Genomic DNA, 26,743 nt, shown 5'->3' with positions numbered 1-26,743 from the left:
CCACACACGTCCCACCCACCGCCGAATCATCACCGCCTGGAGGCCCATCATGTCGTCCAATGCCCAAACTCGCCCGCCACTTCCCCCTTTCACCCGAGAATCCGCCATCGAAAAGGTTCGCCTGGCTGAAGATGGCTGGAACAGCCGTGACGCTGAAAAGGTGTCGCTGGCCTACACACTCGACACCCAATGGCGCAACCGCGCCGATTTCGTCGAAAACCGTGAAGAGGCGCAAAATTTCCTGATCCGCAAGTGGAACAAGGAGCTCGACTACCGCCTGATCAAAGAGCTCTGGGCGTTCACCGACAACCGCATCGCGGTCCGTTACGCCTACGAATGGCACGACGATTCAGGCAACTGGTTCCGCTCGTACGGCAACGAGAATTGGGAGTTCAATGAAGACGGCTTGATGGCGCGGCGTTTCGCCTGCATCAATGACATGCCGATCAAAGAGGCAGAGCGCAAGTTTCACTGGCCGCTGGGACGCCGTCCTGACGATCATCCCGGGTTATCGGATCTGGGTTTGTAACCCTCGAACGCGACCCAAAACAAAGCCCCCGACAGCTGAGCTGTGCGGGGGCTTTTGTTTGCTGCGTTATCGCGGCTGGATCACGCGGTGTTTAGAAATCTTCTGTACAGCTGAGGGAACTACTTCGCAGTAAAAATATTTGTAAATCAACCAGATGCCCAATCCCGAACGGCATTTTGTCTAGTATTTTGCTAAATTTCCACCTAAAAGGCGCCTTATTCTTTACATGTGCCACAACAAGCTATTCCTGTCTCCCCAGCAAAGGCAGAGAGGAAGCAGGTAACGGGGACAGAGGCTGCAATGACACCCGAACAGGTACTCGGGGATTTCGATCTCTGGCTTACCTGCCATGGCAAACGCTGCTCCCGCGTCAACACGGGAGACGATGGATACGTAGGTTGTATAGGTGGAAGTATTCCCGTTAATTTCGTGACTGGATGTGTGATGAACGACGCACCCGAGCCAATGATGAGGGCGCTATGCAAGAGCTGACGAAAACCCACCAGAACGATCAGCTTCGGCTCACAGCAGGTCGAATTTCAGACACTGACCCGGGTTCCGGCCGCGGTCGAGTGGTTTGCCAACCTGGACTACCCTCGAACACGACGCGCCTACCAAAATGATCTAGAAGACTTATGCGGCTTTGTGGATTTGGCCTCCGCAGATGAGTTTCGCGTCGTCACCCGTTTGCACGTTTTGGCCTGGCGTGCCCAGCCCGAGCATCGCGGTTTGGCCGGCGCCACGATCCGGCGCAAATTGGCCGCGCTGGCCAGCCTCTTAGATCCCCTCTGGAGAGCAACGCGATCGCCGGCGGCAATCCCGTGCATGGGGTGAAACGACCGAAGATTAAAAGCAACGAAGGCAAAACCCCGGCAATGGGCGATCACCAGGCGAAGGCGCTGCTCGAGGCGCCCGATGAAACAACCCTGAAAGGGCAGCGCGACCGGGCAATACTGGCTGTTCTTCTTTATCACGGGCTGCGCCGCGAAGAAGCGGCCCTGCTGCAGGTGAGCGACATCCAGGAGCGCCGTGGTATTCAGCATTTGAAGGTGCATAGCAAGAGCGGAAAGGTGCGCTACCTGCCGATGCACCCGGTGGCAGCTGGGCGCACTCATCAGTACCTGGAAAGCTCAGAGCATCATATGGCCGACGGAAAGGTGCCGCTGTTCATACCGCCGCGAGGCAAGCTGGACGGTGCCTGCATCACGGCCAACGGCATATATACGGTAGTCGCGGCGTACGCGAAAAAAGCCGGGATTGAAGTCGACGGCCTGGGCGTCCATGGTCTTAGAGTAACCGCAGCCACCAATGCCCTGGAGCACGAGGCCGACATCGCCAAGGTCCAGGCTTGGCTCGGACTTGCCAACATCAGCACGACCAAGATCTACGATCGGCGAGAGGACAGGCCGGAGGATTCACCCACCTACAAGGTAAAGTATTAATAGAGCGGGATTAGTGCCTACGCGACTACTAGCCCGCGCGCAATGTCGCGAATACCGCGCAAGCTACCCATGGATAATGGTCGACTCTGTCGCCAGACGCATAGTTAACGGCATGGAAAAAGGGGGCTTTCCCAAACTCGCCACGCAACTCAAGCACTTACGAGCCCGCTGCGGCGCGGAATCATCAAGCGACACTTCCATCCACGATGATTACCCTGTATGCGCAAAGCCCCGGAGTTCAGTCCGGGGTCAAGAGAACGGACGCCGTAGGCGCCCTAGTGAGGAGACTGCTGGTCCTCGATGTATTGCCGCAGGATGTCGATAGGCGCTTCTCCGCCCGACGATGCAAAATAGGACGGCGACCACAGCACGCCTCGACGCTTGAGCCAGGGATGAAAGTCTCCGAACTGCTGTCGCAGGATGCGTGAAGACACGCCTTTCAAGGACGCGACAAGATTGGACAGTGCCACCTTCGGCGGATAGGTGAGCAGCAGATGGACGTGGTCATGCTCGCCACTGAACTCCAGCAGTTCGGCATCAAAATCCCGGCAGACGCTTGCCAATATCGGCTGCATCGCCTCCAGATGTTCTTTCTGGAACACATTGCGTCGAAACTTGGTAACAAAGACGAAGTGAACATGAAGCGCAAATACGCAATGGCGTCCGTGGCGAATATCCCCATCTAGCTTGCGCAGTCTGCCCATTTTGGTTCCTTGATTCCTTTAAAAGACCAAGTTTATAATGGTGTCATGGAACTTACCAAGACATTGAAGTTAAGAATCAAGGACAAGCCCGCCAAGGCAATGCTTGCGACGGCTTGGGACTAGATGGACTCAGAGCGACAGCGGCTACCAATGCCTTGGAGCATGAAGCTGACATCGCCAACGTCCAGCGCTGGCTGGGCCATGCCAATATCAGCACGACCAAGATCTACAACAGCCGGGAGAATCGCTCGGGGTTTACATTTTCCGTGATCTGCGGCACGGGGGTTTAATGTGTAGAACGGCCCATGGTCGCGTCGATGAGTTGGACTAAGCAGATTGTCAGGCAATGAGAGAACCTTGCGTTGAAAACTAGCGAATTATTTCATCGGTGAGTATGTATATGTTTGCACTAACAAGCTCGTATTAATAATGATTGACACACCCGCGAGCAGGGTGGCCAGCATTTTCATTTGACGTAGCATTAGGCATTACCTCCCCGTGATAAGACAGTGAAGTTCAACGATTGGAATTCATAGGTATTCTATGAACTACTAGCACGAGTGGCTCTGGCATAGGGTATCCCGACGTACACGATTTTGATCCTAAAAGTGGAATGAGGTGCAATACAGATTGCGTTCAGGTATCATTGCGAAACGAGCTTTACATTTCGCAAAACTCATGCATGGATGGACTAATGTTTTCTTTGCTTCAAAAATCAGTATATTTGTTTTTCTTAGGCGTCATTAGCTTTACCGTAAGCGCTACCGAACTTAATCATTGGCCACCATCAATAGCGAGTCATCTGAACAATTTAATAAATTCAAATAAAAATACCGGCGGCTACGCAGTGTTTGACATGGACAACACTAGTTATCAATATGACTTGGAAGAAGCGCTACTCCCTTTTCTGGAGATGAAAGGATTACTTAACCGAGAAAACCTTGACCCCTCCCTAAAGCTCATTCCTTTCAAAGATGTAAACGGCCACAAAGAAAGCCTGAGCAGTTATTATTACCGGCTTTGTGCTTTTGACAATATGGTCTGTTACCCTTGGGCAGCACAGGTATATTCAGGGTTCACCTTGGCTCAGCTCAAAGGATATGTTGACGAACTAATGGCCTATGAAAAACCAATTCCTATCTATCAGTACGATAAAAACAATATTATTGAGATTCGCGAAGTTCGCGCACCTAAATTATATGCAGGCCAGCAGGAACTTTATCGTAAACTGATGGAAAATGGTATTAACGTTTATGTAGTGTCAGCAGCGCATGAGGAATTAGTGAGGATGATTGCTAGCGACCCCCGTTATGGCTATGGGGTAAAACCACAAAATGTTATAGGTGTTACGACATTGCTTAGTGATCCAGAAAGCGGAGAATTGACGACTTCGCGTAAGCAGATCGCAGAAGGCCGTTACAATTCTGTTGCCAATCTTAAGCTCAAAATGTCCTCATATTTGTGGACTCCTGCAACCTGGTTTGCTGGTAAACCTGCTGCGATTTCTACCTACATTAATCAGTGGAAAAAACCTATTCTCGTTGCGGGTGATACTCCAGACAGCGATGGCCCTATGCTTTTCCATGCGCTGGATTCAACAAAAGGCGGTATGCGTCTCTGGTTGGATAATAATGCTAAATCTCGAACCGAGATCGACACTATGATCAAGGATAATGCCAAAGCTCAGGCCGAAAATGGAATAGCGGTAACCGCAGACAAAAATTGGATCTTTGTGAGGCCCGACCAAATCAACTAGGTTGAGGTGTGGGTGGCCGTCACCGCAGAAAGGTTGAACTCGCTGGCTACCGGGCTGAGTAAGGAAGTTGATCAGTTTCGTTGAGTGATACACGCGCTGGCCGTGTACTCAGGGCGTAATCAACCGCCGCTGCCTGCACGTTCCAGCAGCCACTGACAGAAACTGCGTACCGAGGCTGGAGGGTTGCGGTGGTGAGGCTGCATCAGATGCAAGCGTCCTCGACTAACCATCGTATTTGGTAAGGCCATGACCAGACGCCCGGACGCCAGTTCGGTCTCCAGCAGGCTGCGCCAGCCCAAGGAAACGCCTTGCCCGCGGATGGCTGATTGCATCAGCAGTTCATAGCTGTTGGTGCGCAGTGCATGACGTGGGGTGCTGTACACCGCGCCGATGGCTGCAAACCAGTCCGCCCAGGTCAGCCAGTCATGGAAATGGTCTTCAACGATCAGCAACGTGTGGGAGGTCAGCAGTTGTTGCGCACTCTGAATAATGCCGCGTCGCGCCAGGTATTCGGGGCTGCATACGCTGATGACCTGTTCGTGCTGGAATACCGGCGATAGATCCAGTCCGTGGGGTGAGAGGAGTTCGTCCAGGTGATAGAACAATCCAAGATCATATTCGCTGACGTCGATATGTTGCGGGCTTTCGCTGCACAGGATGCGGATGTGTAGATCCGGGTGCAGGCTCTCGAACTCCGGCAGCAATTGCGCCAACCATATAGAGCTGATAGTGGGTGTGCTGGCCAGCGTCAGCTGACCATCCGCACCGCGACGACGCAGTTCCGCCGACTCGCGATCAAGCTCTCGCAACAGTCGTTGCACTGTACGGAAATACTGATTGCCAGCGGGGGTCAGGGTGATTCCCGTTGCCTGTCTGTGAAATAAAGGTCGGGCCAGGTTTTCTTCCAGCCGTTTGATCTGGCGACTTACCGCACTCTGGGTCAGGTTCAATTCGTAAGCGGCCTGAGTGAAGCTCAGTTGGCGTGCAGCCGCTTCGAAGGTTTGTAGACAATTGAGTGGCGGTAGGTCGACATTACGGCGCGACATGGCAATTCCAGAGACGAGAGGCGGGCCCAGGCAGAACCGGCCTGCGGCCATCCTGCCATCATCTGTATCACAATGCGACTCGGGCCACTCGTTCCTCCCAGGTGCGGAGATGGATCTCCTTGCCGTTTTCTCGCGCCACTTGCTCAGCGCTGACATAGAACCACTGCTCATCAGCGCAGATACTTAATTGGCTATCAACCTCCACCCCCCATTCGTCCCGGCCTGCCCGGTAGGACCATTGGATATCCGCCCGGGCAGACAACGGATCCCACGGCAGGATCCGATATTGCTCGGAGCATTTCTGGTCGACCCATAGGCCATGATCTAGAAAACGCATGGCACCCAGATCATCATGGATATGCACGCATACTTCGCCGCTGCCGACGTCCTCGTTCAGGCTGCGCTTGGGCTGAGCCTTCCGAATGGTCTCCAGCGCGGTGGGTGTTGAGCTTTGAGGCTCTTCAAAAGGGCAGTCCACATGTTGCCCGGTAAACACCGGTACTTGCACACTTTGCAGTTCAGGCAGGAGCGTCAGCGTGGTTAGCTCGCGGCTCGGCCAGATCAAGGGAAAGCTCGCTGTGCTAAGGGAAATGCGCAGACGATAACCGGCCGGCAGGCGGTAACCAACATGATCCAGATTCAGGCGAACCTGCATGGGCTCGCCGGGTACGGGCGGCGCTAATGTGCTTGGATCGTCACGGAGATTGAGATTCAACACCCCGTAGGTGATCTGCGACACCTGCCCATCCGGCGCAACAGCGTTCAGACGAGCCACTAACTGACCGCCTGCGGTATTGCTGGCAAGACGCAGATTCAATCGGACATCGCCTAGTATCTCGAGCGTTTCGCTGAGTATCGGGCTGTCGAAACACAACGAGTTGGCATCGTCGCGGCGCTGGTCCGTCGGGCCGTCAGGGCCAAACCAGATTGCACAGTACTCGCCTTGATGCAGGCCTGTGGCCAGCGGGGAGCAAACACTCAGCGAGTCTTCCAGTACAGCACAGCCTTTGTTCAAGCCAGAAGCGCAAAGGCTGTAATCCATCCATTGGATCTGTTCATCTGGCCAGCCATCGGTTTGTACCCAATGGCCGGGGCGTTTAGCGTAACTGCCACGGGGCGGCAATGCATCCTGAAGATAAAAACAGCTTGTTGGACCATCCATCACGCCGTTATCGATCCCCTTGAGCCAGTAGTCCCACCAGCGGCGAGCCTCCTGAAGAAATCCGATGGCAGGATTGGGCACGGCGAAGTGTGGATATTTGTGGATCCACGGTCCGACCATCGATTTTGTTGGGCTTTGCAGGTGCTGCATCATGCGCGGAACGCTATTTTTATACGCATCGCCCCAGCCGCCAACGGCATAAACTGCCGCTTTGATAGCTGAGTAGTCTTCGCATACCGATCCATGACGCCAGTAGCCGTCGCGTGTCTGATGCTCCAGCCAGGTCTTGGCCAGCAACGGCATGGCGTTCAAGCGTTCCAACCACTGCTCGCGCCAGCCGTCGCCCACCAGCAATGGGTCCGGGACTGCCGCGCTGAAGTTCAGCATCGTTGCCGCCCAGCCAAAATTTTCCAGCAGCAAGTTGCCACCTTTATAATGGATGTCGTCAGCAAAGCGATCATCCGTAGAACACAACGTAATGATCGCTTTCAAGGCCTCTGGCTGCCGAGCAGCAACCTGTAAGCTGTTGAACCCGCCCCAGGAGATGCCCATCATCCCGACATTGCCGTCACACCAGGGTTGTTTGCACATCCAGTCGATGACTTCCAGCGCATCATTCTGTTCCTGCAGAAGATACTCGTCAGCCATAAGCCCCTGAGACTCGCCATTACCACGCATATCAACACGTATGCACACGTAGCCTTGGCCCGCCATCCAAGGATGGGTCAGTGCGTCGCGTACAGCTGTGCCGTCACGCTTGCGATAGGGCAGGTATTCCAGGACTGCTGGAAATGCCTGCACAGTCTCGGTTTGTGGGAGCCAGATTCGTGCTGCCAACTGTGTGCCATCGCTCAAGGGGATCAGGCGATGCTCGATCTCCCGAACGGTGTAGGCGAACTCTTCAATCACTTTCATTCAATCTTCCAAATCAAAACATGCGCGAACGGATCGCTGCCCGCCCGGTCGGCTTCTGTCGATGAATTGCTTGCCAACTGCCTCAAGGGCAGCGGGTGGGCCTGTAAGGGTGTTGATCAAGCAGATTAATAGCGTCGAATCACTGCATGACTTCTCCCGCACGAGTACCTGCCGGCGCCTCCGGGTCGAGCACTGTTTCAGTTACGTTGCCGGAGAGGATCTCTGGGTGTCTTAGCCAGATGAGCAGGGAGGTGCTAGCGAGTAAAACGATGATCATCCCTGGCAGGCCGCCGAGGTTCGAAAGCATTTTCACGCCATCAATGCCTACAAACGCCACCATCACCCAGGACACGACTCCAATGATCACGCCCCAGACCACCTTCAGCAGCGGGTTGCCATCAAGGTCCGAGTCCGCCGTCACGCCCTTGCTGCACAGATTGCTTATGACGTCGGTGCTGGAGTCCGCCGCAGTTACGAACGAGATGAACGCGACAAATAGAAGGAAAGCGACCATCAACCCGCTGGCCGGGAGTTGCTGGAATAACTGATAAAGCACATGTTCCACGCCCTGGTCAGTGAGCACTTTGTTCAGGCTGCCATCGCCCAAGGCGTCGAAATACAGGCTGCTACCGGAAAAAATGCAGATCCACAGGCCAGTAAACAGCGCGGGATAAAACATGGTTATCTGCGCGAATTCACGTACGGTATAGCCACGTCCGATCTTGCCGAGAAACATCGCACTGACAGGCGCCCAGGCGAACCATACCGACCAGTAGAAGACACTCCAGCTTTGCGGCCACGTGTCGCCACTTGCGGCGCCGGTGAACAGGCTCATGGCGAAGAAATTATCCAAATACACGCCCAGCGATTCGACACCAAGGCTGAACATGTACAGAGTCGGCCCACAGACCAGCATGAACAGACCCAGCGCGAGCATGATCCAAGTGTTGAATGAGGAGAGCATTACGATACCGCGCTGCAAGCCGCTGGCGGCGGAAGCCACGAAGGTGATAACGATGACGCCGATGATTATGGCCAGCCGCAACGGCGTCGTTTCGCCACCGATGTACTGGCTCAGGCCACCTGAAAGCGTCAGTGCGCCGGTGCCCAGTGAAGAGGCCATGCCGGCGACCAGTGCAAACATGGCCATGGTGTCGATCAGGCCCGCGTAGCGTTTGACGCGCGCTTGCCCCAGCAATGGCTGCAGCATCGCACCAATAGAGAAATTGCTGCGCAGGTTGTAGAACACCAGCGCGAAAACGAGCGACGGCACCAGATAGATCGCGTAAGGCGTGATAGTCCAATGCAGGAACATCGTGGCCATAGCGAAGCTTTTTGCCGCCGCGCTGGCTGGTTCAAGTGACAGGCTGCTCGGCGGAGAGTGCAGGTGGTAGAGCGGCTCGGCAGTTGTCCAGAACAACACCCCGACCGCCAGCGTTGTACATAACGCGACCATGAACCAGCGCCATTTGCTCAGCAGCGGTTCGGCATTTTTGCCGCCAATACGTACCTTGCCCAGCGGCGAGAAATACGCGACAAACGTCAACACCAGCAACGCGAAAGAGCCCGCGCTGAACAGCCATGAGCAATTGGTGAGGATCAAGCTGTTGAGCTGCGAACTTGTGCGCAGGAACGACTCAAGGTCGACGTAGCTGGCGGTGACCGCCGCCATCAGAATCAAAAAGGTCGGCCAGAAAACTAACTGCCGTAACGGATACTTCATCTCGTGTCTCCCGGACAAATAGTTCTTAGCCTGAACTGGCTGTGTTATTGCGCACTTTGAACGCATCCCGCGTCGAGTTCGCATCGAAGTCTCGAGGGCCATATAGATAACAGTCTAAAGCCATTGAGGCGCAATCAACGATTGGGCATGGGGGCATTCCGCAGCGACATGTCGCACTGTTTAAGCTCATATCAGATGCCGCAGCCGCTTGAGTGCCTGCAATTGATGCAAGCGGGTCCAGGTTTTTGTCGCCCGGCAGGCGCTGTCCGGCGCTTAGCCGCTTGCCGGGCGATATTGCAATGCCTCGGCGATGTGGTTTCTGCCGATCGCTTGAGCCTGATCCAGATCAGCCAGCGTGCGCGCCAGCTTCAGCAGTCGATTGGCCGCTCGCAAGGACAACGTAAGGCGCTTGCACGCCAATTCCAGCCAGGCTTCGTCGGTGCGTGTCAGTGCGCAATGCCGTCGCAGGGCGGGCAAGTCGAGAAATGCATTGGCGCTAGCCTTGACGCCTGTTCTGGATATCTCGTGTCTGAGCCACTAACAGGGCAGCGCTGGCAGTGCTCTCACCGGTTTGTGGCCCCGGATTGAGTGCTGTGACCTTCCGGGCGACTGTCAGGTGCAGGTCAATACGATCCAATAGTGTCCGGAGTATGTTGCGATTGTGTTGAATCTGCTCGGTCGAGCAACGGCAACGTCCATAGCCTCTACAAATATCCACAGGGCAGGGATTCATCGCTAGTATAATCAAGGCCTTTAACAGAAAAAATGAACCTAGCAGCTATTTTTTGCACATCCACATATCGAATTCGACGCTGCAAGGGACCGCTTGAGGCGCTAATAATTATAGCCAGAGGTAAATGCACTCCGGTTTTCACAACTCATCGCAACCGGTGTTACCGCTCACTTGCATAGCACCGGACTAGGTGGGAAATTGCAGTCCACTTTGGTCCCCGATTTGCAACGGTTTGGACGACGACGCTCATCCACCTTTATCGTTTGAGTGGGTCGTTCAACGGGTGACGATAGGCAGGAATCGGCCAAAAAAGGCCGGCTATTCAATAAGTCGTTATACTTGAATTATCGTCAATAAGAGGCCACAAAATGAATACTCCTTTTTCCGGTGGGTGTGCATGCCGATCGGTCCGCTACATAGGAGCGCAGGAGCCCATTGCCATGATCAACTGCCATTGCAAGGATTGTCAGATCTCAAGCGGTGCTCCTTTTGCCTCCGGTATCGTCGTCATGACTGACGACCTTCAGATCAGCGGTACGCCAAAGACCTACGCAGTGCCTGCAAGCAGTAATGGACTCGCGACCCGCAGTTTTTGCTCCGATTGCGGCACGCCTTTGTTCACATGCAGCGAAGCGCACCCACAGTTCACATCAATCCGATTCCCCTCGCTAGACGATGCTACAAGCTTCAAACCGATGCTTGACATCTACACCGCTAGTGCGCAGCAGTGGGTTTGCCTTGATCCTAGAATCCCTCACTTTCCACAGTCACCTCAGTAGTCGAAAACGCACTGATTTCTCGAGTGATTTCGAAGAGGCAGTCCTGTTCCGATTGCCAATTCCAGCCGAGCTTCTCGGCGTCCATAACTGGCCCAGAGTGTGTATACACTCTTTCTTATCGTGCGTGCTTCAGCCCATTGCTGGTGGGCGTGGCGATTTCCCGACTATTTACCAGGATCTGCGCCGGTAACGCTTCAGAGCACGTATGAAGAGCTTTGGCACCTCTTTGGGGCAGTAAAACCGAGCTTTTATGCCTCCATCGCCTTCAACAAGCTTTCGGTGCCGATGATTTTCATCACCCGCTTCAAGTTATAGGCGAGCACATTCAAGCTCATTTCTGCGCTCACCCCGTTCAGTTTTCGAGTCAGGAAGTGCGTTGCCCCCATCCATTGCTTGAGCGTCCCGAACGGATGCTCAACAGTCCGTTTTCGAACTCGCATCATCTCCGGTGCTTGGTTCAGTCGGCGTTGCATTTCCTCCAGCACAGCTTCATGTTCCCAACGCCTTACTCGACGATTTGTGCTTGGCGTGCACTGGGTTTTCAGGGTGCAACTCTGGCAATTTGAACTCCAGTAGGAGTGCATATTCATGACTTTCTCAACGCTGGAGAATCGCCAGATCAGTGCCTCTCCCGCCGGGCATGTGTATTCGTTTTTCGTCGAGTCATACACGAAGGCATCTTTGTTGAATCGCCCATCAGCCTTGGCGCTTGAAGTTACTGGCTTAGGCACGTAGGCCGTGATGTTTGCGTCGTCACAGGCAAGGATTTCTTCACCCTTGAAGTAGCCTCGGTCAGCCACCACGGATAGCGTTTCTGCGCCGATAGCTTCACGAGCCTGCTTCGCGATTGAACTGAGTTGGTCTTGGTCTGAACCGCTGTTGGTGACCTCATGAGCAACTATTAGATGGTGCTGCGTATCGACAGCCGTCTGCACGTTGTAGCCGACGATACCGCTGCCGCGCGTCATCATCGAACGGGCACCCTGGTCGGTCAAGTGACGCTACCAACTTGTTACCACATCGTTGTGGCGCCCGTTTAATCACAAACTACTCAACGAGAAAGCTGTGGACTTACGGATAGAGATACATGAGACGCCTCAAGAGGCGGATTACCAAGCTATTTTGGTACCGTTTCGCGAATACAACCAAGCACAAACGGGGCTCATCGGAACTAAAAAACTTGCGATCTTAATCAAGGATGACGCGGGGGCTATGCAAGGTGGGCCATACGCAAAAATTTCTGGGCAGTGGTTATTTGTTGAGTTGCTGGTAGTACCTGACGTCGCCCGAGGGCAAGAGTTGGGCGCAAAGTTGATGAACAAGGCGGAAGCTCTGGCGCGTGAGAAAAGGCTGTCAAGGTATCTGGCTGGACACATTCTCTTTTCAAGCACCGGACTTTTACCTCCGGCTCGGCTTCAGCATATTTGGAGAACTTAAAGATTACCCGGTCGTTGGATACAACCGGTTTTTCATGCAGAAAAGATTTGATATCAACAAGTATAACGCTAGTAATACTCAGCCTTGAGGCAATAACAGCAAAAAACCTAAGCAAGGTGTATTACCCGGACGCTTACTCCTTGTCATCAATGTTTGGAAGGGGAATGAAAAAGCCCCATCCATTTCTGGCGGGGCTTCCGGTTATGCTTCTGTTCTAAGCGCGCATCGCCCTATGGCCCGCCAAATGCAGTTATCAAGGGACGCATCATGCTAACTAGATTTGTAGAGGTCATTGATTGATAATCTGGAAATTTGAGCAATGTGTCAAGAACCGAAAATGCAAATTGGCGAATTGCTCTTTCGGGAAATCTGATCGTATTTAGACCATTTGCTCTATCCAGACGACTTCACGAGACGCTTAAGCTTACTAGGCTCCTCGATCTTGGAAGAGTCATGCTGCGGCCTTCTGCCAAGAGTACCTGGAGCTGCGCTGCCACGCCGCGGCTGGAATGCTTGATTAGGGTCAGATTTACCGATTTCCTCCTATACCCGCTAGCCAACAAATCCGCATAGGAAAAGGCCGTATGAGTAAAAAAAGCCGTCTGGTGCGTATTCATTTCGGCAGAACTGGTCGAGCGGCTTAAACGCAGTGCGGTGGTCAACCGCCGCAGCATCAACTCAGAAATAATCGCGCGCTTGAAAGCCCGCTTCCATGAATGCGGGCAAAGCGCCTTAGAAGCTGAAAACAACAGCTCGCTGAAAACGCTATGCGCCAAGCTGGACGTTCAGAGTAGAGGAAATGATAGGGATGAAGATCAATCAAGTCCGTGGATGTATCGTGAATGCATTATCTGTTATTAGCGCAGTGATTTGAGGCAGCAATGGCGAACGGCGGGGTATCAGCTACCGCGATTGCACTGGCTCCTACGCCTGTGATTGTCGGCATCATTTGAGTGGTTTCAGTGATTTCCAAATCGAACTGGTGGCATTCAGAACTGCACTCCGACATCGATCTATCCCCTGGTAACGATGGCGTCTGATCACTGAATAGACCATGACTCAACTGATCGAGGCGCGTCGCGCGCGGAGAGCACCGTCCCACCAGGGGCGGCGCTTAACACTTAGGTAAGCCCAAGAACGTGAAGTACTTGGGCGCTTTACTTAACCGAGAGTGCCCTGGCAGTAGCCTCCCAGAATTTGCAAGCCTCTAAGCTGTCCCTAGGCACGCCGCATTTCACAGTGGTATGACGGTTAGGGCGACAGGTGATTATAGCTTGAAACGCCCTACTAAGGTATTGAACGACATGGCTAATTTTGATAATTCATGACTCGATGAGCTTGTCTGATTTGCACCACATGCGGTTTGCGTCGACAGATCATGAATGTTGACGAGGTTTTTATCCACCTCACGGGCAACTTGCGCCTGCTCTTCAGACGCACTTGCAATTACCAAGTTTCGCTCATTTATCTGACCAACGCCTTCACTGATCCTTTCCAGGGCATGGCCAGCTTCAGCGGCGAGTGTTTGAGTACTTTTGACAAGGTTCCGGCTTTTTCCCATTGCCTGAACCGCATCATCAGCGCTGTTACGCACCTTACTGATCATTATCTCGATCTCCCCTGTCGAAACCTGTGTACGATGCGCCAAAGCGCGTACCTCGTCGGCTACGACAGCAAAGCCACGGCCCTGCTCACCAGCCCGTGCAGCTTCGATTGCAGCATTTAAAGCTAGTAAATTGGTCTGCTCAGCTATGCCACGGATTACGTCCAGAGCCTTCGTAATGCCGTGAATCTGTCCGGCCAATGCCTCGACAGACTGCGTGGAATCGATAATCTCCACTGTGACCGTATTAATAGACGTCACCGCCTGCGCCACTTGTTTCTTGCCTTTCAGCGCATTATCAGCCGTCTGAGTGGAAATCTGGGAAGTGCTGGCTGCGTTGCGTGCCACCTCTTCAACTGCGGCAGTCATTTCATTGACTGCAGTAGCGGCTTGTTGAATTTCGTCGTTTTGTCGCACCAGATCACGGGAACTGTCTTCAGTCACTGACGTGAGCTCTTCCGCTGCAGACGCCAGTTGATTCGAAGCATCTGCTATCTGCCGCACTGTGTCTTTGAGATTGTCTTGCATGTGGGATAGTGACCGTAGCAACTGTCCAGTTTCGTCGGTACCTCGTACTTCGATGGACTGTGTCAAATCACCTTTGGCAACTCGCCCTGCAGCTTCAACTGATCGCTGAATTGGACGAATGATCATGTTAGTGACAACCATACCGAGTGTTGCGGCACCTACTACAGCGACCAAGCACCCTATGATAAGTATCCAGGTAACCTGTTTGTTAGCGATATCGCCAGTTGTGACTACGTCAGCAGCCTGGCGGGCATTTGATTCGACCAAGATCTTGATCTCATCCACAACGATACGGTAAGCAGGTCCAACGCTGCTTGTAGCGACTTTTCGAGCCTGGTCAATGTCACCATGAGTGAGTGCAGTAAAACCGGTCTCGACGGCTGAAATGTAGGTCATCCAGTCACGTTCGAATTTGTCGACAGCAACTCGTTCGTCGTTTTGTAGCGGTGTTTCACGGTAAATTCTGAAGGCAGTCTCGGCATCGGACCTGTTATCACGATACGACTGGATGACGGCGTTGACGTCGGCGGCGCTGGCGTTCGCAGCGGTCAATACGATGGCTTTGAAAAAGTCCCGGTTAGTGGCAATCACATTTGCCTTAAGCGTGTCGGTCTTCTGAATCGAGACCAAATTGGTGCTAACGGTCTCTTGTAGTTGACCGTACATCTTGCTGATGCCGGACTGGCCCAGTGCTGCCACAGCTATGGTGATCAGGGAGCACAAACCAAAAGCAAGCAGCAGTTTAGATTTCAACTTGACATTTACCAACAAAGACATAAAGTTCTCTTAGGGGTTTATAGAAATTTGAAACGGAGCTTTGTATCGGCCGGATCCCGGAAGACTTGAGGGATTGTTGGAATATCTTGATGCGTTTCTCGTTGTACCCGCGAATGTATGAGTCCATGCATTGAATGAACTGCTCAATGCTCGTTGACTGCCAGTTGTGAGAAGAACAGCTCCGTTTTTAGCCGGCCGAAGAAGCCTTCACAAGCCGCGTTATCAGCAACCCTTGCGCGACATCCACCGAATCAGCTTCGCATCAGCGATGCAGGATAGCCAGCCGGGCCATCGGTAGCGCGCGACTCTATCGGAGTGAACCACAGGCCGTTTATCGTCGCCGGCCACCGTTTTAACGGCGGCATCCAGCATCGTGTTGACGAGCCCGGCGTCGGGATGGGTGCCGATCGACCACCTGATAACCTTCCCATCGAAGCAGTCGATGATTAGAGACAGGTACACCTTGCCGGCCGGGATCTGGAACTCCGAGATGTCAGTCAGCCATTTCTCATTCGGAGCAACAGCTTTGAAGTCCCGGTTGACGAGATTCTCCGGCGCGGGACTGACCTCTCCGAGGTAGGAACCGTATCGACGCCGTTTTGGCTTGGAGACCACTAGGCGCTCCTGCTTAATCGAGCGCTCCACCACCTTCTCTGACGAACGCACGCCTGCCCTCTCAGCAAAGCCCTCATACGTCGGTAGCCATAGCAGCGATGATTGCACTCGAAGATGTCTGCCATAGCACGACACACTTCGGTGTAATTTTCCGCCACCTGCATTCGGGCTCGTGAAAGGGTGGCCGGCATTGTCGAGCGAGGAAAGCTAAGGCTGATGGCCTGCGGTGATTGGCTAGCCCGAAATGAACTATATGCTCTGATTACACATATGGCTTACGTTCACACTCTGGATATTGATGGCATGGTTCGCGCTAGGATGCTTATTTCCATTGAGCGGGATGGAGTCCACTATTTTCCGCGATACGCCCTCAGTGCAACCGACAATAGCTATGGCGAATTGCTGCAGATGATCATCACAGTCCTTGGACCCCAACAGGCGGGTGGGGCATGCCTTTTTAACTCGGGTCGACCGACGGCTGTCTAGGAGACTAACAGCCGAAGGATGGGTCGCGGTAGGGATGGCAGTTACCTGCCACCCCCCGCACAGATCCGTACGTGCGGAACTACCGCATACGGCTCCTGCCTCGGGTACGTGACGCGAAGCGATCCTCAGGGTATGGGTGTGCATTCTTTAGGCTGGGTATGTAGTGATTTGTGAGCAACCCGAAGCGAGACCATTGCAGCCGATTTCGCTGGCTACGTCGCATGAGCGCCTGGCGCCAGTATCGACAAACGGCTTTCCTGAAGCCACTCAGCCGCTTCAAGTTTCCCGGTACCGCGTGGTAATTAAAGTACCCACTCACTACTCGGGTAAGCCATTGCCCTTGAACCTGGATGGGTTCATGACGCCGGTATTTCAACTCACTCCGGATAGCCAGCAGCGTCGCACGCATACGCTTTTTGACAGTCAGTCGCAGTACTTGGAAGTCACCGCGTCGGCTGACACTACAACAGTGGGTGAACCCAGAAAATCAAAAGTCTCCGGTTTTCTCAAGCCTCGTTTCCTGCGATTCATCACGGCAAACGACCAAACTCAATCAGCCGTGTTTTCGAGGCGTTGAGCGATAGGCCGAACCTGGCCAACCGATCTTGCAACTGCACCAGGAACTGCTGAGCCTGCACTTTCGTCCTGAACCCCACCACACTGTCATCCGCATAGCGCACGAAAATCACATCACCACGGGCGTGGCGCTCGCGCCACTGCCTTGCCCATAGATCCAGCACGTAGTGAAGATAAATATTCGCCAGCAGCGGCGATATAACTGCGCCTTGGGGCGTCCCCTGGTCGCAGCCACCCTACGGCCATCCTCCATAACACCCGCTTGAAGCCATTTGCAGATAAGCCCGAGCAAGCGCGGGTCTGCAATCCGGTGCCCTAGAAACATCAGCATCCATTCATGGTCGATCTCATCAAAGAACGACGTGATATCCGCATCAAGTATCCAATTCACCTTTTGGCTTTTCAGCGCGACCGTTAACGCATCCAGCGCATCGTGCTGACTGCGGCCCGGTCGAAACCCATACGAGAATCCAAGAAAGTCTTCCACATAGATCGCATTCAGAACGGTGACAACCGCCTGCTGGACGAGCTTGTCCTCCAAAGAAGCAATACCCAACGGGCGCTGCCTGCCATCGGCTTTGGGAATGTAGACCCGCCGCGATGGCGTTGCTCGAAAAGCTCCTTTGTGAAGCCTTCCGTGCAACTCGGTCACACGCTGGGGAAGACCTTCCTCATAGTCTCGCCACGACATACCGTCCACGCCCACCGCAGCATCGCGCCGCAGCGCATAAAAGCTCTGCGCCAATAACTGTGGTGTGATGTGGTGCAGCAATGCCGTGAACTGCATGCCCTTGTTCCTGCGGGCTGCTTCACGTACACCTCCAAGTCCCATCGACGCGCAACTGATCCGGCTCTGTGTCCGGGGCACGGGAGGCCTGTCGGTGTTTCCCTTGGCTACGTCCCTTTCCTCCACCATCTCCGCAGGGCCTGTCCCTTTGTTCGACGGCTTCTCAGTACTACGGACGTATCCGACTTCTCAGCGGCGTAGGCAGCAGGGTTACGGCTTTTGGCCTTTCCTGCTCCGCCCGGTGCTTGCGCGCCGGGCACCGCTGAGATCTTCCAGTTTCTCTGCAAAGGACTTCCCGACGTGCACAGGGTCTCCGACCGCGCGGGATCAGAGCATGACTGGCGTATAGCGCCATATTCCGTATTGCCTTCTGCTTCGCTTAACAGCATCGGCATCCCGAATTCCTGATTACGCGGCTCAATGGCTGGCCCATCGGTTTCCCCTGTCAACGCTTCACCCTGCACCTCGCGGTGCAACATGCATGACTCGGGGTCTGGTTGATTCGCCATTTCTTACCAGTATCGAACTTTCATCGACTATCCTCTGCCAGCTTTAACTGGCGCTCTAAGCGTCCGCCCAACACACCTTGCGTGATTAAACGGGCACCCACCTGTGCGGCAACAGCTCGGTAATCTCACCCACCCGCTGTGTCGGCAGGCGTGTAAGAACATCCTTCAAGTAAGCGTACGGATCATGTCCGTTGAGCCGCGCCGACTGGATCAAACTCATGATCGCCGCCGCACGTTTACCGCCGCGTAACGAGCCCGCGAGTCGAGTCAGCCGAAGGGAGTTTCACCCCTCGGCTGCTCACAGAACCGTACGTGACAGTCTCCCGTCATACGGCTCTTGATCACACATTCGATGCACGTAGTAAATACCAATGCGCGAACAGCTCCGGATTCTCTCTTCGAACAAGACGCAGCCGATGCTCCGCTTGACGTGTAGAGATTCGATACTTGCTGTTCATCTATTTGAGCAGGCGCGATTGCAATGCGCTCCACAATCGATAGCTGAAGTTTCTGTACCAGAATTTACCGTAGTATTCGATCCATCCTCGAATCACAGCGTTGTACCTACGAGAAAAATCCCTCAGGTCATCCGTAGTGGATCGATGGATGCGCCAGTGTTTGATCGTGTCTACCATCCTGCGCATCGCCTTCATCGACGCTCCCGGCATGCACTTACGAAAGAGTTCGCCCTTGGAGTTCCTCAGGGTTCGCACCTTGAAGTCATATCCAAGAAAGGTGGAAGCTCGTCGCGACATTGTGCCGCTCGAATGTGTCGATGTAGACAATCTTCGACTTTTCTTCGTTGATGGTCAGACCCACTTCACTTATCCGTCGTGTCAGGCTCTCCCTGATTCGGACAGCCTCGCTCATCCTTGTGCAGTGAATAACAATATCGTCGGCATACCGTTCAAACGACACGCCGCGATGTGCCCTGTCCATCCAACGATCAAAGGCGTAATGCAGGAATAAATTGGCTAACAAGGGCGAGATCACACCCCCTTGAGGTGTCCCTCGTCCCCGCTCCTGAAGCAACCCCGTCTCACTCTGCATCGGCGCTTGCAGCCAGCGTAAGACCCTGATCGACTCGGTACAGGGTCGACCAGTCCTTGGTGCTTTCCTTTCCACAGGCCATTAGTGGCCCGAGTCAGCCAGCTACGAACGTCATTGCGAGTTGAAGTTGTGAGGGTCAGGGCTAGCCCATGCGTTTTCGGATTCGCACCATTGCCTCGACACCTGCCCTGGCTACTCAACTACATAGTCCACCTGATGCCGGGCAATTCGCAGGTTACCTAGCACTTGCCGCACACGCAGGTGCTCAGGGTGCACGGCATAGCCGCTGAGTGACTGCTGCGAATCAAATTCGGTGTAGAGCACCACATCGCACGCATAATCAATCCGGCTGATATCCACTCCAACTTCGATTTTCAATAAACCTGGCACCCGCCCAGCCAAGCCCTCGAACAATTCCTTAAGCTCCCGGCAGTTGCTGCGGTTTTTTTCCGGAGTCTCGCCGGCCAGATTCCACATCACTATATGCTTGATCATCGCTGTCCCCCCCGCGATGCCCTGGATGACAGCCATATCACGCCTTGCTCTTTTGATAGACATCGACGAATACCGCGGCCAGCAGCACGGCGCCCTTGATCATTTGCTGATAGTCGATGCCGATACCCATGATCGACATGCCATTGTTGAGTACGCCCATGATGAATGCGCCGATCACCACACCTACGACCTTGCCGACTCCGCCGGAGGCCGATGCGCCGCCGATGAATACTGCTGCGATGACATCCAGCTCGAAGCCGGTGCCCCCACGGGGTGTCGCGCTGTTGAGGCGGGCCACAAAAATCAGCCCGGCCACGGCCGCCAGAACCCCCATGTTGACAAAAGCCAGAAAGGTGACGCGAGAGGTGTTAATCCCAGAAAGCTTGGCCGCCTTGAGGTTGCCACCGACGGCATAGACCCAGCGACCGATCACAGTACGGTTCATTACGAAGGTGTAGACGCCGATCAACACACTCATGATGACCATCACGGTGGGAATGCCCCGATAGGTCGACAGCAAGTAGCAGAAGAATACGATCAACCCGGCGACAATGCCGTTTTTCAACGCGAACAAGGCAATAGGGGCCACTGCACCGCCGCTTCTGGCGGCACGTCTGCGGCTGCGGTATTCCACGACCCAGAACAGCGCCGCAACTATCACACCCAGCAGTAACGAGGTGATCCGTAGGTCCGCATAACTGAACAATTCTGGAATGAAACCCGAGCTCAGCGCTGTGAAGGCCGGAGGGAACGGACCGATCGACTGCCCCTCGGAAATGGCGATAGTTGCGCCACGAAAAATTAGCATACCGGCCAGGGTCACAATGAACGAAGGCATGCGCCACACCGCCACCCAATAGCCCTGGGCTGCACCGATCAAACCACCGGCCAACAGACAGATGACCATGACGCTGAAAAAATCCATCTGGTACTTCACCATCAAAACCGCGGCGATGGAGCCGATCACACCGACCACCGAGCCGACTGACAGGTCAATGTGGCCGCAGACGATGACCATCAACATGCCCAGGGCCATGACCACGATATAGCTGTTCTGCAACAACAGGTTGGTCAGGTTCAGGGGCTGCATCAGTGCGCCACCGGTAGCCACCTGGAAGAAGATCATAATGACGATCAACGACGCAAGAAGACCGTATTCGCGCGCACCGCGCTTGAACGAGGTCAATGCCGTCGACTTGTAGGATAGAGGCAGGCTGGCTTCGCTCATTGGATCACCTCATTTTTCATGATTGCTTGCATGATTTTTTCCTGAGACGCTTCGGCGATGGAAAACTCGCCCACAAAACGTCCTTCATTCATCACATAGATACGGTCACAGGTGCCCAGCAGTTCCGGCAGTTCCGAGGAAATCATCACCACTCCCCTGCCCTCGCTAACGACCTGGTTGACGACCCCGTAGATTTCATACTTGGCCCCGACATCGATTCCGCGTGTGGGCTCGTCGAGAATCAGCACCTTGGGGTTGGAAAACAGCCATTTGCCCAGCACGACCTTTTGCTGATTGCCCCCTGAAAGCTTCTCCACCGACTGCTCGACGTCTGGACTGCGGATACGCAGACGACTGCGAAAGTCCTTGGCGACGGCGGTTTCCGCCAAACCGTTCATGACCCAGCGCTGGGAGACGGCAGCCAGGTTGGCCATGCTGGTGTTGTGGGTGATGCTGTCGCCCAGCACTAGGCCTGCGCCCTTGCGGTCTTCAGTTGCATAAGCCAGGCCCAGGTCGATGGCCTTGCGCACGGTGCGCAGGTCAACATTCTCGCCATCAAGACGCGCCTTGCCACGAACATTGGTGCCGTAAGACCTGCCGAACACGCTCATGGCGAACTCGGTACGACCGGCGCCCATCAGGCCGGCAATACCCACCACTTCCCCGCGCCGGACATTGAATTTGATATCGCGGATGCGATCGCGTCCGGCATGCTCGGGGTCGCCGACCGACCAGCCCTCAACCTCGAACAGCACTTCGCCGATATTCGGCACCCGCGAGGGATAGCGATCAGACAACTCGCGGCCAACCATTGAACGGATGACTCGGGCCTCGTCGATGGCTTCGGCGCTGCAGTCAATAACATCCACGGTACTGCCGTCACGGATGACAGTGATCGTATCGGCGACTCGGCCGATCTCGTTGAGCTTGTGGGAAATGATGATCGAAGTGATCCCTCGTCCCTTGAGCTCCAACATCAGGCGGAGCAAGGTGTCGCTGTCTTTTTCGTTGAGGCTGGCGGTGGGCTCGTCGAGTATCAACAAGCGCACATCCTTGGCCAGCGCCTTGGCGATCTCAACCATCTGTTGCTGGCCGATACCCAGGTTGGCAACAAGGGTCTGCGGCAGTGCATCCAGACCGACTCGCGCCAGCAACTCACGGGCACGCCGGTGCGCCTGATCCCAATCAATCACCCCGTGGGTGGCGATTTCATTTCCCAGGAACAGGTTTTCAGTGATCGACAGCATCGGCACGAGCGCTAACTCCTGATGGATGATGCAGATGCCCAGGGCTTCACTGTCACGCAGGCTGCCGAACTTTCGCAGCTCGCCGTCGAAGATGATTTCCCCTCCATAGCTACCGTGGGGATAGACCCCGCTGAGGATCTTCATTAGCGTCGATTTGCCAGCACCGTTTTCACCACAGATAGCGTGAATCTCGCCGTCATCGACGGTCAGGCTCACACGGGTCAGCGCCTTCACCGGACCGAAGTTCTTTTGGATGTCACGCATGTCGAGAATCGTTTTGCTCATTTCATTTCTCCTGCCCGGCAGGCAGCCGTCACCGACCGCCTGCGGCGCAATCAACTAGCGCAACTGCTCCAAGGTGTAGAACTTGGTGTCGTCGACGAGACTCTTCTGCCAGTTGGAGCGGTCCACCAGTTGCGGGGTTAGCAGTTGGGTCGGTACTACCATCGAACCGTTGTCATAGGACTTGGTATCGTTGACGCTGACGGTCTTGCCGCTGAGTTCTGCGTCCATCATCTGCGCTGCGGCCTGTGCCAGGGAACGGGTGTCTTTGAAGATGGTCGAGGATTGATTGCCGGCGATGATCGATTTGATGCTGGAGACTTCGGCATCCTGGCCAGTGATGACCGGCATCGGCGATTTGCTGCTGCCGTAGCCGACACCGCGCAATGAAGACACCACGCCGTTGGCGATCTGGTCGTTCATTGCCAGTACCGCGTCAAGGTGCGCAGTGCCGTAGAACGCGCTGAGCAGGTTGTCCATCCGCGCCTGGGCCAGGCCTCCGTCCCAGTTAGGCGTAGCTGTTTTGTCAATGTCGATCTGACCGCTGCGCACAATTAGCTTGCCATTGTCGATATAAGGTTTGAGCTGAGACATGACACCGGCGTAGACCACGTGGGCGTTGTTATCATCGGTGGAGCCGGCGAATATCTCCAGATTGAACGGGCCTTTGCCCTGCTTGAGTGCCAGCGTGTCGACGATCGATTGCCCTTGCAGCACACCCGTGCGGTAGTTATCGAAAGTGACGTAGTAATCGAAGTCCTTGGAGTTGCGGATCAGGCGATCATAAGAAATCACCTTGATGCCTTTCTCCTTGGCCTGCTTGAGCACGTCAGCCATGGTGGTGCCGTCGATGGGTGCCACGATCAGCCCTTTGACGCCTTTGACCATCATGTTTTCGATCTGCGACAACTGGGTTGGCGCCTCATACTGGGCATATTGCAGGTCAGTGTCGTAGCCCAGCTTCTTCAGCGAATCGACAATGTTGCTACCGTCCGACACCCAGCGGGCTTCTGTCTTCGACGGCATGGCGATGCCGATCGTGCCCTTGCTGTTGGTGTCCTGTTTATTGCAGGCCACCATGGTCAGGCCCAGCACCACGGTCGCAACCAACTTGATGATCTTGTGCATAGTGTCCTCGTTTTCTTGTTGTTTTCATTTTCTTGGCGATGTAGGGGCCCGGCCGGCCTTGAATTCAGGGCCGGACAGGATTTTTTTGCCAATCGGGACTGCGAGGTATTACCAGTTCAGGTGAACTTCCTGACCGTTGGCATCAGCCGACTCGAACAACGCTTCGAGTATCACGTTGATGTTGTGCGCCTGGGTCGCCGGAACGATCGACGGCTCGCCGGTGCGCAACGACTTGACGAACGCAGCCGCCTCGCGATCGAAATAAACCGGGTTACCAATCTCGGCGATTTCCGGCGAATAGACGGTCTTTCTGACGGCCCATATCTCCGGGAAGCTGTTTTCGTTCCAGTGCGTCCAGCCTTGCTGATGGCCAATCTTGCCGTCGTGGTAAAGCTTGTAGGACGCCGGCATGGGCGTGGAATGCATGATGCCGTGCGTGCCGTAGGCGGTGATGTCCCAGCTTTCAGTCCACGGGGTCGGGTCCCAGGACATGAAGTCGATGGTCACCAGTTTGTCGTCGTAGTTGAGAACAGCACCCACCGCATCCTCACGGGCCGAATCGCTCATCTGCCCGGCGAATTTGGTGATCCGGGCGTTGACCGAGTGTGGTTTGCCAAAGTGCAGCAGAATGCGATCGATAGTGTGGCAACCGATCACGTAAAAGGCACCGCCCCGGTCACCGGGCTGCTTCATATGATTGGTGTCAGCCTCATCGTGGGAACATCCGGCATGGGCACGTACTTGCAGTACTTTGCCGATCTCGCCGCTCTCAAGCACCTGCTGCATTTTTTCCACCGATGGCGCGTAGCGCCAGCAGTAACCCACCTGGAACAGCCCGCCAGTGCTTTGCACCGCTTCGACGATGCGCTGGGTGTCATGACTGCCACGCCCGGCCGGTTTCTCGCAAAGCACGGCCTTGCCGGCCTTGAGCGCTTCGATGGCCCATTCGGCCATCAGATAGCTCTTGGGATGTACCAGGACCACGTGCACGTTCGGGTCGGCGAGGATCTCTTCCTTGCTGCGAGCCAGCAGGCCAAGGGCATCACAGAACGGCTGCAGCAGCGGGCTGTCATCGTAGGCTCCGAGGAACCGGGTATCAGCCATGCGCTGGAAGGCCTTGACCCGGCCCGAAGTGTGCGGGTGGGTGATACCCAGGCATGCGACCCCGATGGTGGTACCGCTCTCAAGTTTGTAGGACATGATCTTCTCCAGGAGTTGCAGTCCAGAAATCTGCGTTACCAGCGTTCAAAGGCGTACGGCGCGCCCGGTCTTGACCGATTCAACCGCGGCATCGGCTAATCGCAGGGCCTGCAGGCCGTCCTGTACGGTGGTTGGCATGGGGTTGCGATTAGCCAGAGCATCGATGTAGGCATCCAGCTCAGCCTTGTAAGCTTGCTGGTAGCGTTCAAGGAAGAAATTCAGCAGCGGCTCGCGGGCGTCGGTAACGCTTTCGTTCCAGCGGCGAATGGTGGTAGGACGCAGGTTGTCCATTTGCAGCATGCCTTTGGAGCCGAAGACTTCGATGCGCTGGTCATAACCGTATACAGCCTGACGGCAGTTGTTGATGTGGCACTGTTTGCCTGAAGCCGTCTGCATTTGCACCATTGCAGTGTCGTAGTCGTCATACTTTTCCATCAAGGCAGGGTCGATCAGGCTGCTGCCGATGGCGGTCAGTTCCACCGGCTCTTCGCCCAACAACCAGCGTCCGATGTCCAGGTCATGGATGGTCATGTCACGAAAAATGCCGCCCGAGTGCTGGATGTATTCTTCAGGGGCCAGGCCAGGGTCACGGCTACTGATAATCACCTGACGCACTTCACCAATGTCACCGGCTTCGATGGCTGCACGCATCTGGGCAAAGGTGGTTTCAAAACGACGGTTGAACGCCAACATCACTCGACCATTCAGACGCTCGACCTCTTCGACTGCGGCCAGACTCTTGGCCATGTCGAGGTCGATAGGCTTCTCGCACAGCACTGCTTTACCCTGGCGCACTGCTCGCAGCATCAGATTGATGTGGGTGTGAGTCGGCGTGCCGATCACGATGGCGTCTACATCGGGCCGGTCGATGGCGGCCTCGCAATCGGTCATCGCCTCGGCCCCAAGCTCATCGGCCAGCCGTGCGGCAGCATCGGCGAACGGATCGGCGACCACTACCAGTTTTGCAAGTTTGCTCGCGGCGACGTTGGCAGCATGAATTTTGCCGATACGGCCTGCGCCCAGAACTGCGATACCTACCATGATGTCTCTCCACAATACGATTATTAGTTGTTGTTAACAGCGAAGATGTACAACGGCTTTATGCCGGAAACCTGATATTTTCAAACTGTGCCATGGTGCTATCGAATGCCCGTTTCGCCGCAACTTCCAAAGGTAACTTACGGCATTCAGCGCTAATCAACTCAACACCCCACGGCCCGCGATAACCGACATTCACGATTTGTTGTATGAACTCGGGAACATCCAACTCGCCGTCACCACAGAACTTGCGATGGTGTGTCGAGTCATTGAACAGTGACTCGACAATCGCGTGATTGGCGTCGTCCAGTTCGATCGACTTGATCAGTTCCAGGGGCAACTTGGCGATTTCATCGAATCTCATGCCGCCGCGTGCCACGTGCCAGGTATCCACCAGAACCCCGCCATTTGCGCGTACCCCTTCAGTCACGGCGATGGCGCGGTCGATGGTGTTGACGCTGGAGAACGGCAGAAACTCAATCACCACGTTGACGTCGAATGGCTTGGCTTTGTCGCAGAGCACGGCGAAACTTTCGCGCATCAACGGAATGTCCGGCAGGCCTTCTTCGAACAGGCCACCGGCCACTTTCAGGTTGTGGGCACCGAGTTCCCCGGCAATGTCCAGCAGCTCGTCACGCACTCTGTCGGACGCAGCGCGCAACGGGCCTTGCAGGTGCCAGTCGATCAGAAACTCGACTTCCAGAAACTTGATGCCATTGTCCTTGAAGATGTTGCGCATGGTCGGCAGACCGAGCTTCGCGACGTTGTAGATCAGGTCAGCATGCACCAAGCCCATGCCACGCCAGCCGGCATTCGCGGCTGCCTCGGCACGCGCCTGGAGCGAGAACGGACTGATTTCGCTGGGCGCACCTGGGTAGGTGTCGCCTGCGAGAGTCCAATAAGCAGCCAGCAGTTCTACTTTTTTATCGGGCATGACGCTCACTCATGAATCATAGGGTTGAGAAGCG

20 protein-coding genes and 8 pseudogenes are annotated in these 26,743 nt (G+C 54.9%); 7 read left to right on the top strand and 21 right to left on the bottom strand.

What is annotated here, in order from left to right:
• Nucleotides 1–49 precede the first annotated feature (49 nt).
• Complete coding sequence (locus IFT99_RS15895; protein ID WP_192133436.1) at nt 50–529, top strand: nuclear transport factor 2 family protein; 480 nt, start codon at nt 50–52, stop codon at nt 527–529.
• Between the two features lie 479 nt (nt 530–1,008).
• Nucleotides 1,009–1,971 (top strand): annotated as a pseudogene (locus tag IFT99_RS15890) (tyrosine-type recombinase/integrase).
• A 275-nt stretch (nt 1,972–2,246) separates the two neighbouring features.
• On the opposite strand, the gene tnpA reads toward IFT99_RS15890, so the two are convergent.
• A complete protein-coding gene (gene tnpA / locus IFT99_RS15885) occupies nt 2,247–2,675 on the bottom strand; it encodes an IS200/IS605 family transposase (RefSeq protein WP_192133434.1) in 429 nt (142 codons plus the stop codon).
• Nucleotides 2,676–2,776: 101 nt separating this feature from the next.
• Between tnpA and IFT99_RS15880 the strand changes: the two are divergent.
• Both IFT99_RS15880 and IFT99_RS15875 read left to right on the top strand, forming a co-directional pair.
• Nucleotides 2,777–2,965: pseudogene (locus tag IFT99_RS15880) on the top strand (tyrosine-type recombinase/integrase); the annotation flags it as partial.
• A 404-nt stretch (nt 2,966–3,369) separates the two neighbouring features.
• Nucleotides 3,370–4,431: a haloacid dehalogenase-like hydrolase gene (locus IFT99_RS15875; protein ID WP_244656994.1), complete on the top strand. Its 1,062-nt coding sequence runs from the start codon at nt 3,370–3,372 to the stop codon at nt 4,429–4,431.
• A 119-nt stretch (nt 4,432–4,550) separates the two neighbouring features.
• Here the strand turns inward: IFT99_RS15875 and IFT99_RS15870 are convergent, their stop codons facing one another.
• The 4 genes and pseudogenes from IFT99_RS15870 to IFT99_RS15855 all read right to left on the bottom strand — a co-directional run.
• The gene (locus IFT99_RS15870) at nt 4,551–5,477 is read right to left on the bottom strand and encodes a LysR substrate-binding domain-containing protein (protein ID WP_192133430.1); all 927 of its coding nucleotides are present in this window, start codon (nt 5,475–5,477) and stop codon (nt 4,551–4,553) included.
• Between the two features lie 67 nt (nt 5,478–5,544).
• Complete coding sequence (locus IFT99_RS15865; RefSeq protein WP_192133428.1) at nt 5,545–7,554, bottom strand: CocE/NonD family hydrolase; 2,010 nt, start codon at nt 7,552–7,554, stop codon at nt 5,545–5,547.
• A gap of 139 nt (nt 7,555–7,693) precedes the next feature.
• Nucleotides 7,694–9,277 carry a BCCT family transporter gene (locus IFT99_RS15860; protein ID WP_192133642.1) on the bottom strand — a complete coding sequence of 528 codons (1,584 nt, stop codon included), beginning with the start codon at nt 9,275–9,277 and terminating at the stop codon, nt 7,694–7,696.
• Nucleotides 9,278–9,550: 273 nt separating this feature from the next.
• Nucleotides 9,551–10,022, bottom strand: a pseudogene (locus tag IFT99_RS15855) (magnesium chelatase subunit ChlI family protein); the annotation flags it as partial.
• Nucleotides 10,023–10,378: 356 nt separating this feature from the next.
• On the opposite strand from IFT99_RS15855, the gene IFT99_RS26870 reads away from it, so the two are divergent.
• Nucleotides 10,379–10,789: a GFA family protein gene (locus IFT99_RS26870; RefSeq protein WP_192133426.1), complete on the top strand. Its 411-nt coding sequence runs from the start codon at nt 10,379–10,381 to the stop codon at nt 10,787–10,789.
• 248 nt (nt 10,790–11,037) lie between these two features.
• Here the strand turns inward: IFT99_RS26870 and IFT99_RS15845 are convergent.
• Nucleotides 11,038–11,784 (bottom strand): annotated as a pseudogene (locus IFT99_RS15845) (transposase); the annotation flags it as partial.
• Between the two features lie 70 nt (nt 11,785–11,854).
• On the opposite strand from IFT99_RS15845, the pseudogene IFT99_RS15840 reads away from it, so the two are divergent.
• A pseudogene (locus IFT99_RS15840) lies at nt 11,855–12,314 on the top strand (GNAT family N-acetyltransferase).
• Nucleotides 12,315–12,841: 527 nt separating this feature from the next.
• Nucleotides 12,842–13,087, top strand: coding sequence for an Arc family DNA-binding protein (locus IFT99_RS26865; RefSeq protein ID WP_446731138.1), 246 nt, complete (start codon nt 12,842–12,844; stop codon nt 13,085–13,087).
• Between the two features lie 406 nt (nt 13,088–13,493).
• On the opposite strand, the gene IFT99_RS26860 is transcribed toward IFT99_RS26865, so the two are convergent.
• From IFT99_RS26860 to IFT99_RS15770, 15 genes and pseudogenes are all read right to left on the bottom strand, one after another.
• A complete protein-coding gene (locus IFT99_RS26860; RefSeq protein ID WP_446731137.1) occupies nt 13,494–14,357 on the bottom strand; it encodes a methyl-accepting chemotaxis protein in 864 nt (287 codons plus the stop codon).
• Nucleotides 14,349–15,134 (bottom strand): annotated as a pseudogene (locus IFT99_RS26855) (MCP four helix bundle domain-containing protein); the annotation flags it as partial. The gene IFT99_RS26860 and the pseudogene IFT99_RS26855, both read right to left, overlap by 9 nt.
• An 82-nt stretch (nt 15,135–15,216) precedes the next feature.
• A pseudogene (locus IFT99_RS15825) lies at nt 15,217–15,922 on the bottom strand (IS3 family transposase); the annotation flags it as partial.
• 843 nt (nt 15,923–16,765) lie between these two features.
• Nucleotides 16,766–16,975 carry a reverse transcriptase domain-containing protein gene (locus IFT99_RS26850; RefSeq protein ID WP_446731133.1) on the bottom strand — a complete coding sequence of 70 codons (210 nt, stop codon included), beginning with the start codon at nt 16,973–16,975 and terminating at the stop codon, nt 16,766–16,768.
• A complete protein-coding gene (locus tag IFT99_RS26845; protein ID WP_446731132.1) occupies nt 16,921–17,598 on the bottom strand; it encodes a reverse transcriptase domain-containing protein in 678 nt (225 codons plus the stop codon). Before IFT99_RS26845 ends, IFT99_RS26850 begins: the two co-directional genes overlap by 55 nt.
• A gap of 594 nt (nt 17,599–18,192) precedes the next feature.
• Nucleotides 18,193–18,366: pseudogene (locus IFT99_RS15815) on the bottom strand (transposase domain-containing protein); the annotation flags it as partial.
• Nucleotides 18,367–18,565: 199 nt separating this feature from the next.
• Nucleotides 18,566–18,742, bottom strand: coding sequence for a group II intron maturase-specific domain-containing protein (locus IFT99_RS26840; RefSeq protein WP_446731136.1), 177 nt, complete (start codon nt 18,740–18,742; stop codon nt 18,566–18,568).
• A gap of 85 nt (nt 18,743–18,827) precedes the next feature.
• The gene (locus IFT99_RS26835) at nt 18,828–19,157 is read right to left on the bottom strand and encodes a reverse transcriptase domain-containing protein (RefSeq protein ID WP_192133420.1); all 330 of its coding nucleotides are present in this window, start codon (nt 19,155–19,157) and stop codon (nt 18,828–18,830) included.
• A gap of 192 nt (nt 19,158–19,349) precedes the next feature.
• Entirely contained in the window at nt 19,350–19,652 is a 303-nt protein-coding gene (locus IFT99_RS15800) for a Dabb family protein (RefSeq protein WP_192133640.1), read from the bottom strand.
• Between the two features lie 37 nt (nt 19,653–19,689).
• Nucleotides 19,690–20,880 (bottom strand): multiple monosaccharide ABC transporter permease, encoded by a 1,191-nt coding sequence (gene mmsB / locus IFT99_RS15795; RefSeq protein ID WP_192133418.1) that lies wholly within the window; start codon nt 20,878–20,880, stop codon nt 19,690–19,692.
• Nucleotides 20,877–22,412 carry a multiple monosaccharide ABC transporter ATP-binding protein gene (gene mmsA, locus IFT99_RS15790; RefSeq protein WP_192133416.1) on the bottom strand — a complete coding sequence of 512 codons (1,536 nt, stop codon included), beginning with the start codon at nt 22,410–22,412 and terminating at the stop codon, nt 20,877–20,879. The genes mmsB and mmsA overlap by 4 nt, the downstream gene beginning before the upstream one ends.
• A 54-nt stretch (nt 22,413–22,466) precedes the next feature.
• Nucleotides 22,467–23,537: a multiple monosaccharide ABC transporter substrate-binding protein gene (chvE, locus tag IFT99_RS15785; protein WP_192133415.1), complete on the bottom strand. Its 1,071-nt coding sequence runs from the start codon at nt 23,535–23,537 to the stop codon at nt 22,467–22,469.
• Nucleotides 23,538–23,645: 108 nt separating this feature from the next.
• On the bottom strand, nt 23,646–24,737 hold the full coding sequence (locus IFT99_RS15780) for a Gfo/Idh/MocA family protein (RefSeq protein WP_192133413.1): 1,092 nt from the start codon (nt 24,735–24,737) through the stop codon (nt 23,646–23,648).
• Nucleotides 24,738–24,782: 45 nt separating this feature from the next.
• Complete coding sequence (iolG, locus tag IFT99_RS15775) at nt 24,783–25,778, bottom strand: inositol 2-dehydrogenase (protein ID WP_192133411.1); 996 nt, start codon at nt 25,776–25,778, stop codon at nt 24,783–24,785.
• Between the two features lie 58 nt (nt 25,779–25,836).
• Entirely contained in the window at nt 25,837–26,709 is an 873-nt protein-coding gene (locus tag IFT99_RS15770; RefSeq protein WP_192133409.1) for a sugar phosphate isomerase/epimerase family protein, read from the bottom strand.
• Nucleotides 26,710–26,743 lie beyond the last annotated feature (34 nt).

This window comes from Pseudomonas sp. CFBP 8772 (genome assembly GCF_014841665.1).
GTDB classification, from domain to species: domain Bacteria; phylum Pseudomonadota; class Gammaproteobacteria; order Pseudomonadales; family Pseudomonadaceae; genus Aquipseudomonas; species Aquipseudomonas graminis_B.
Note: the sequence above shows the minus strand (reverse complement) of the source record. Positions and strands in the feature narration are given on the sequence as shown.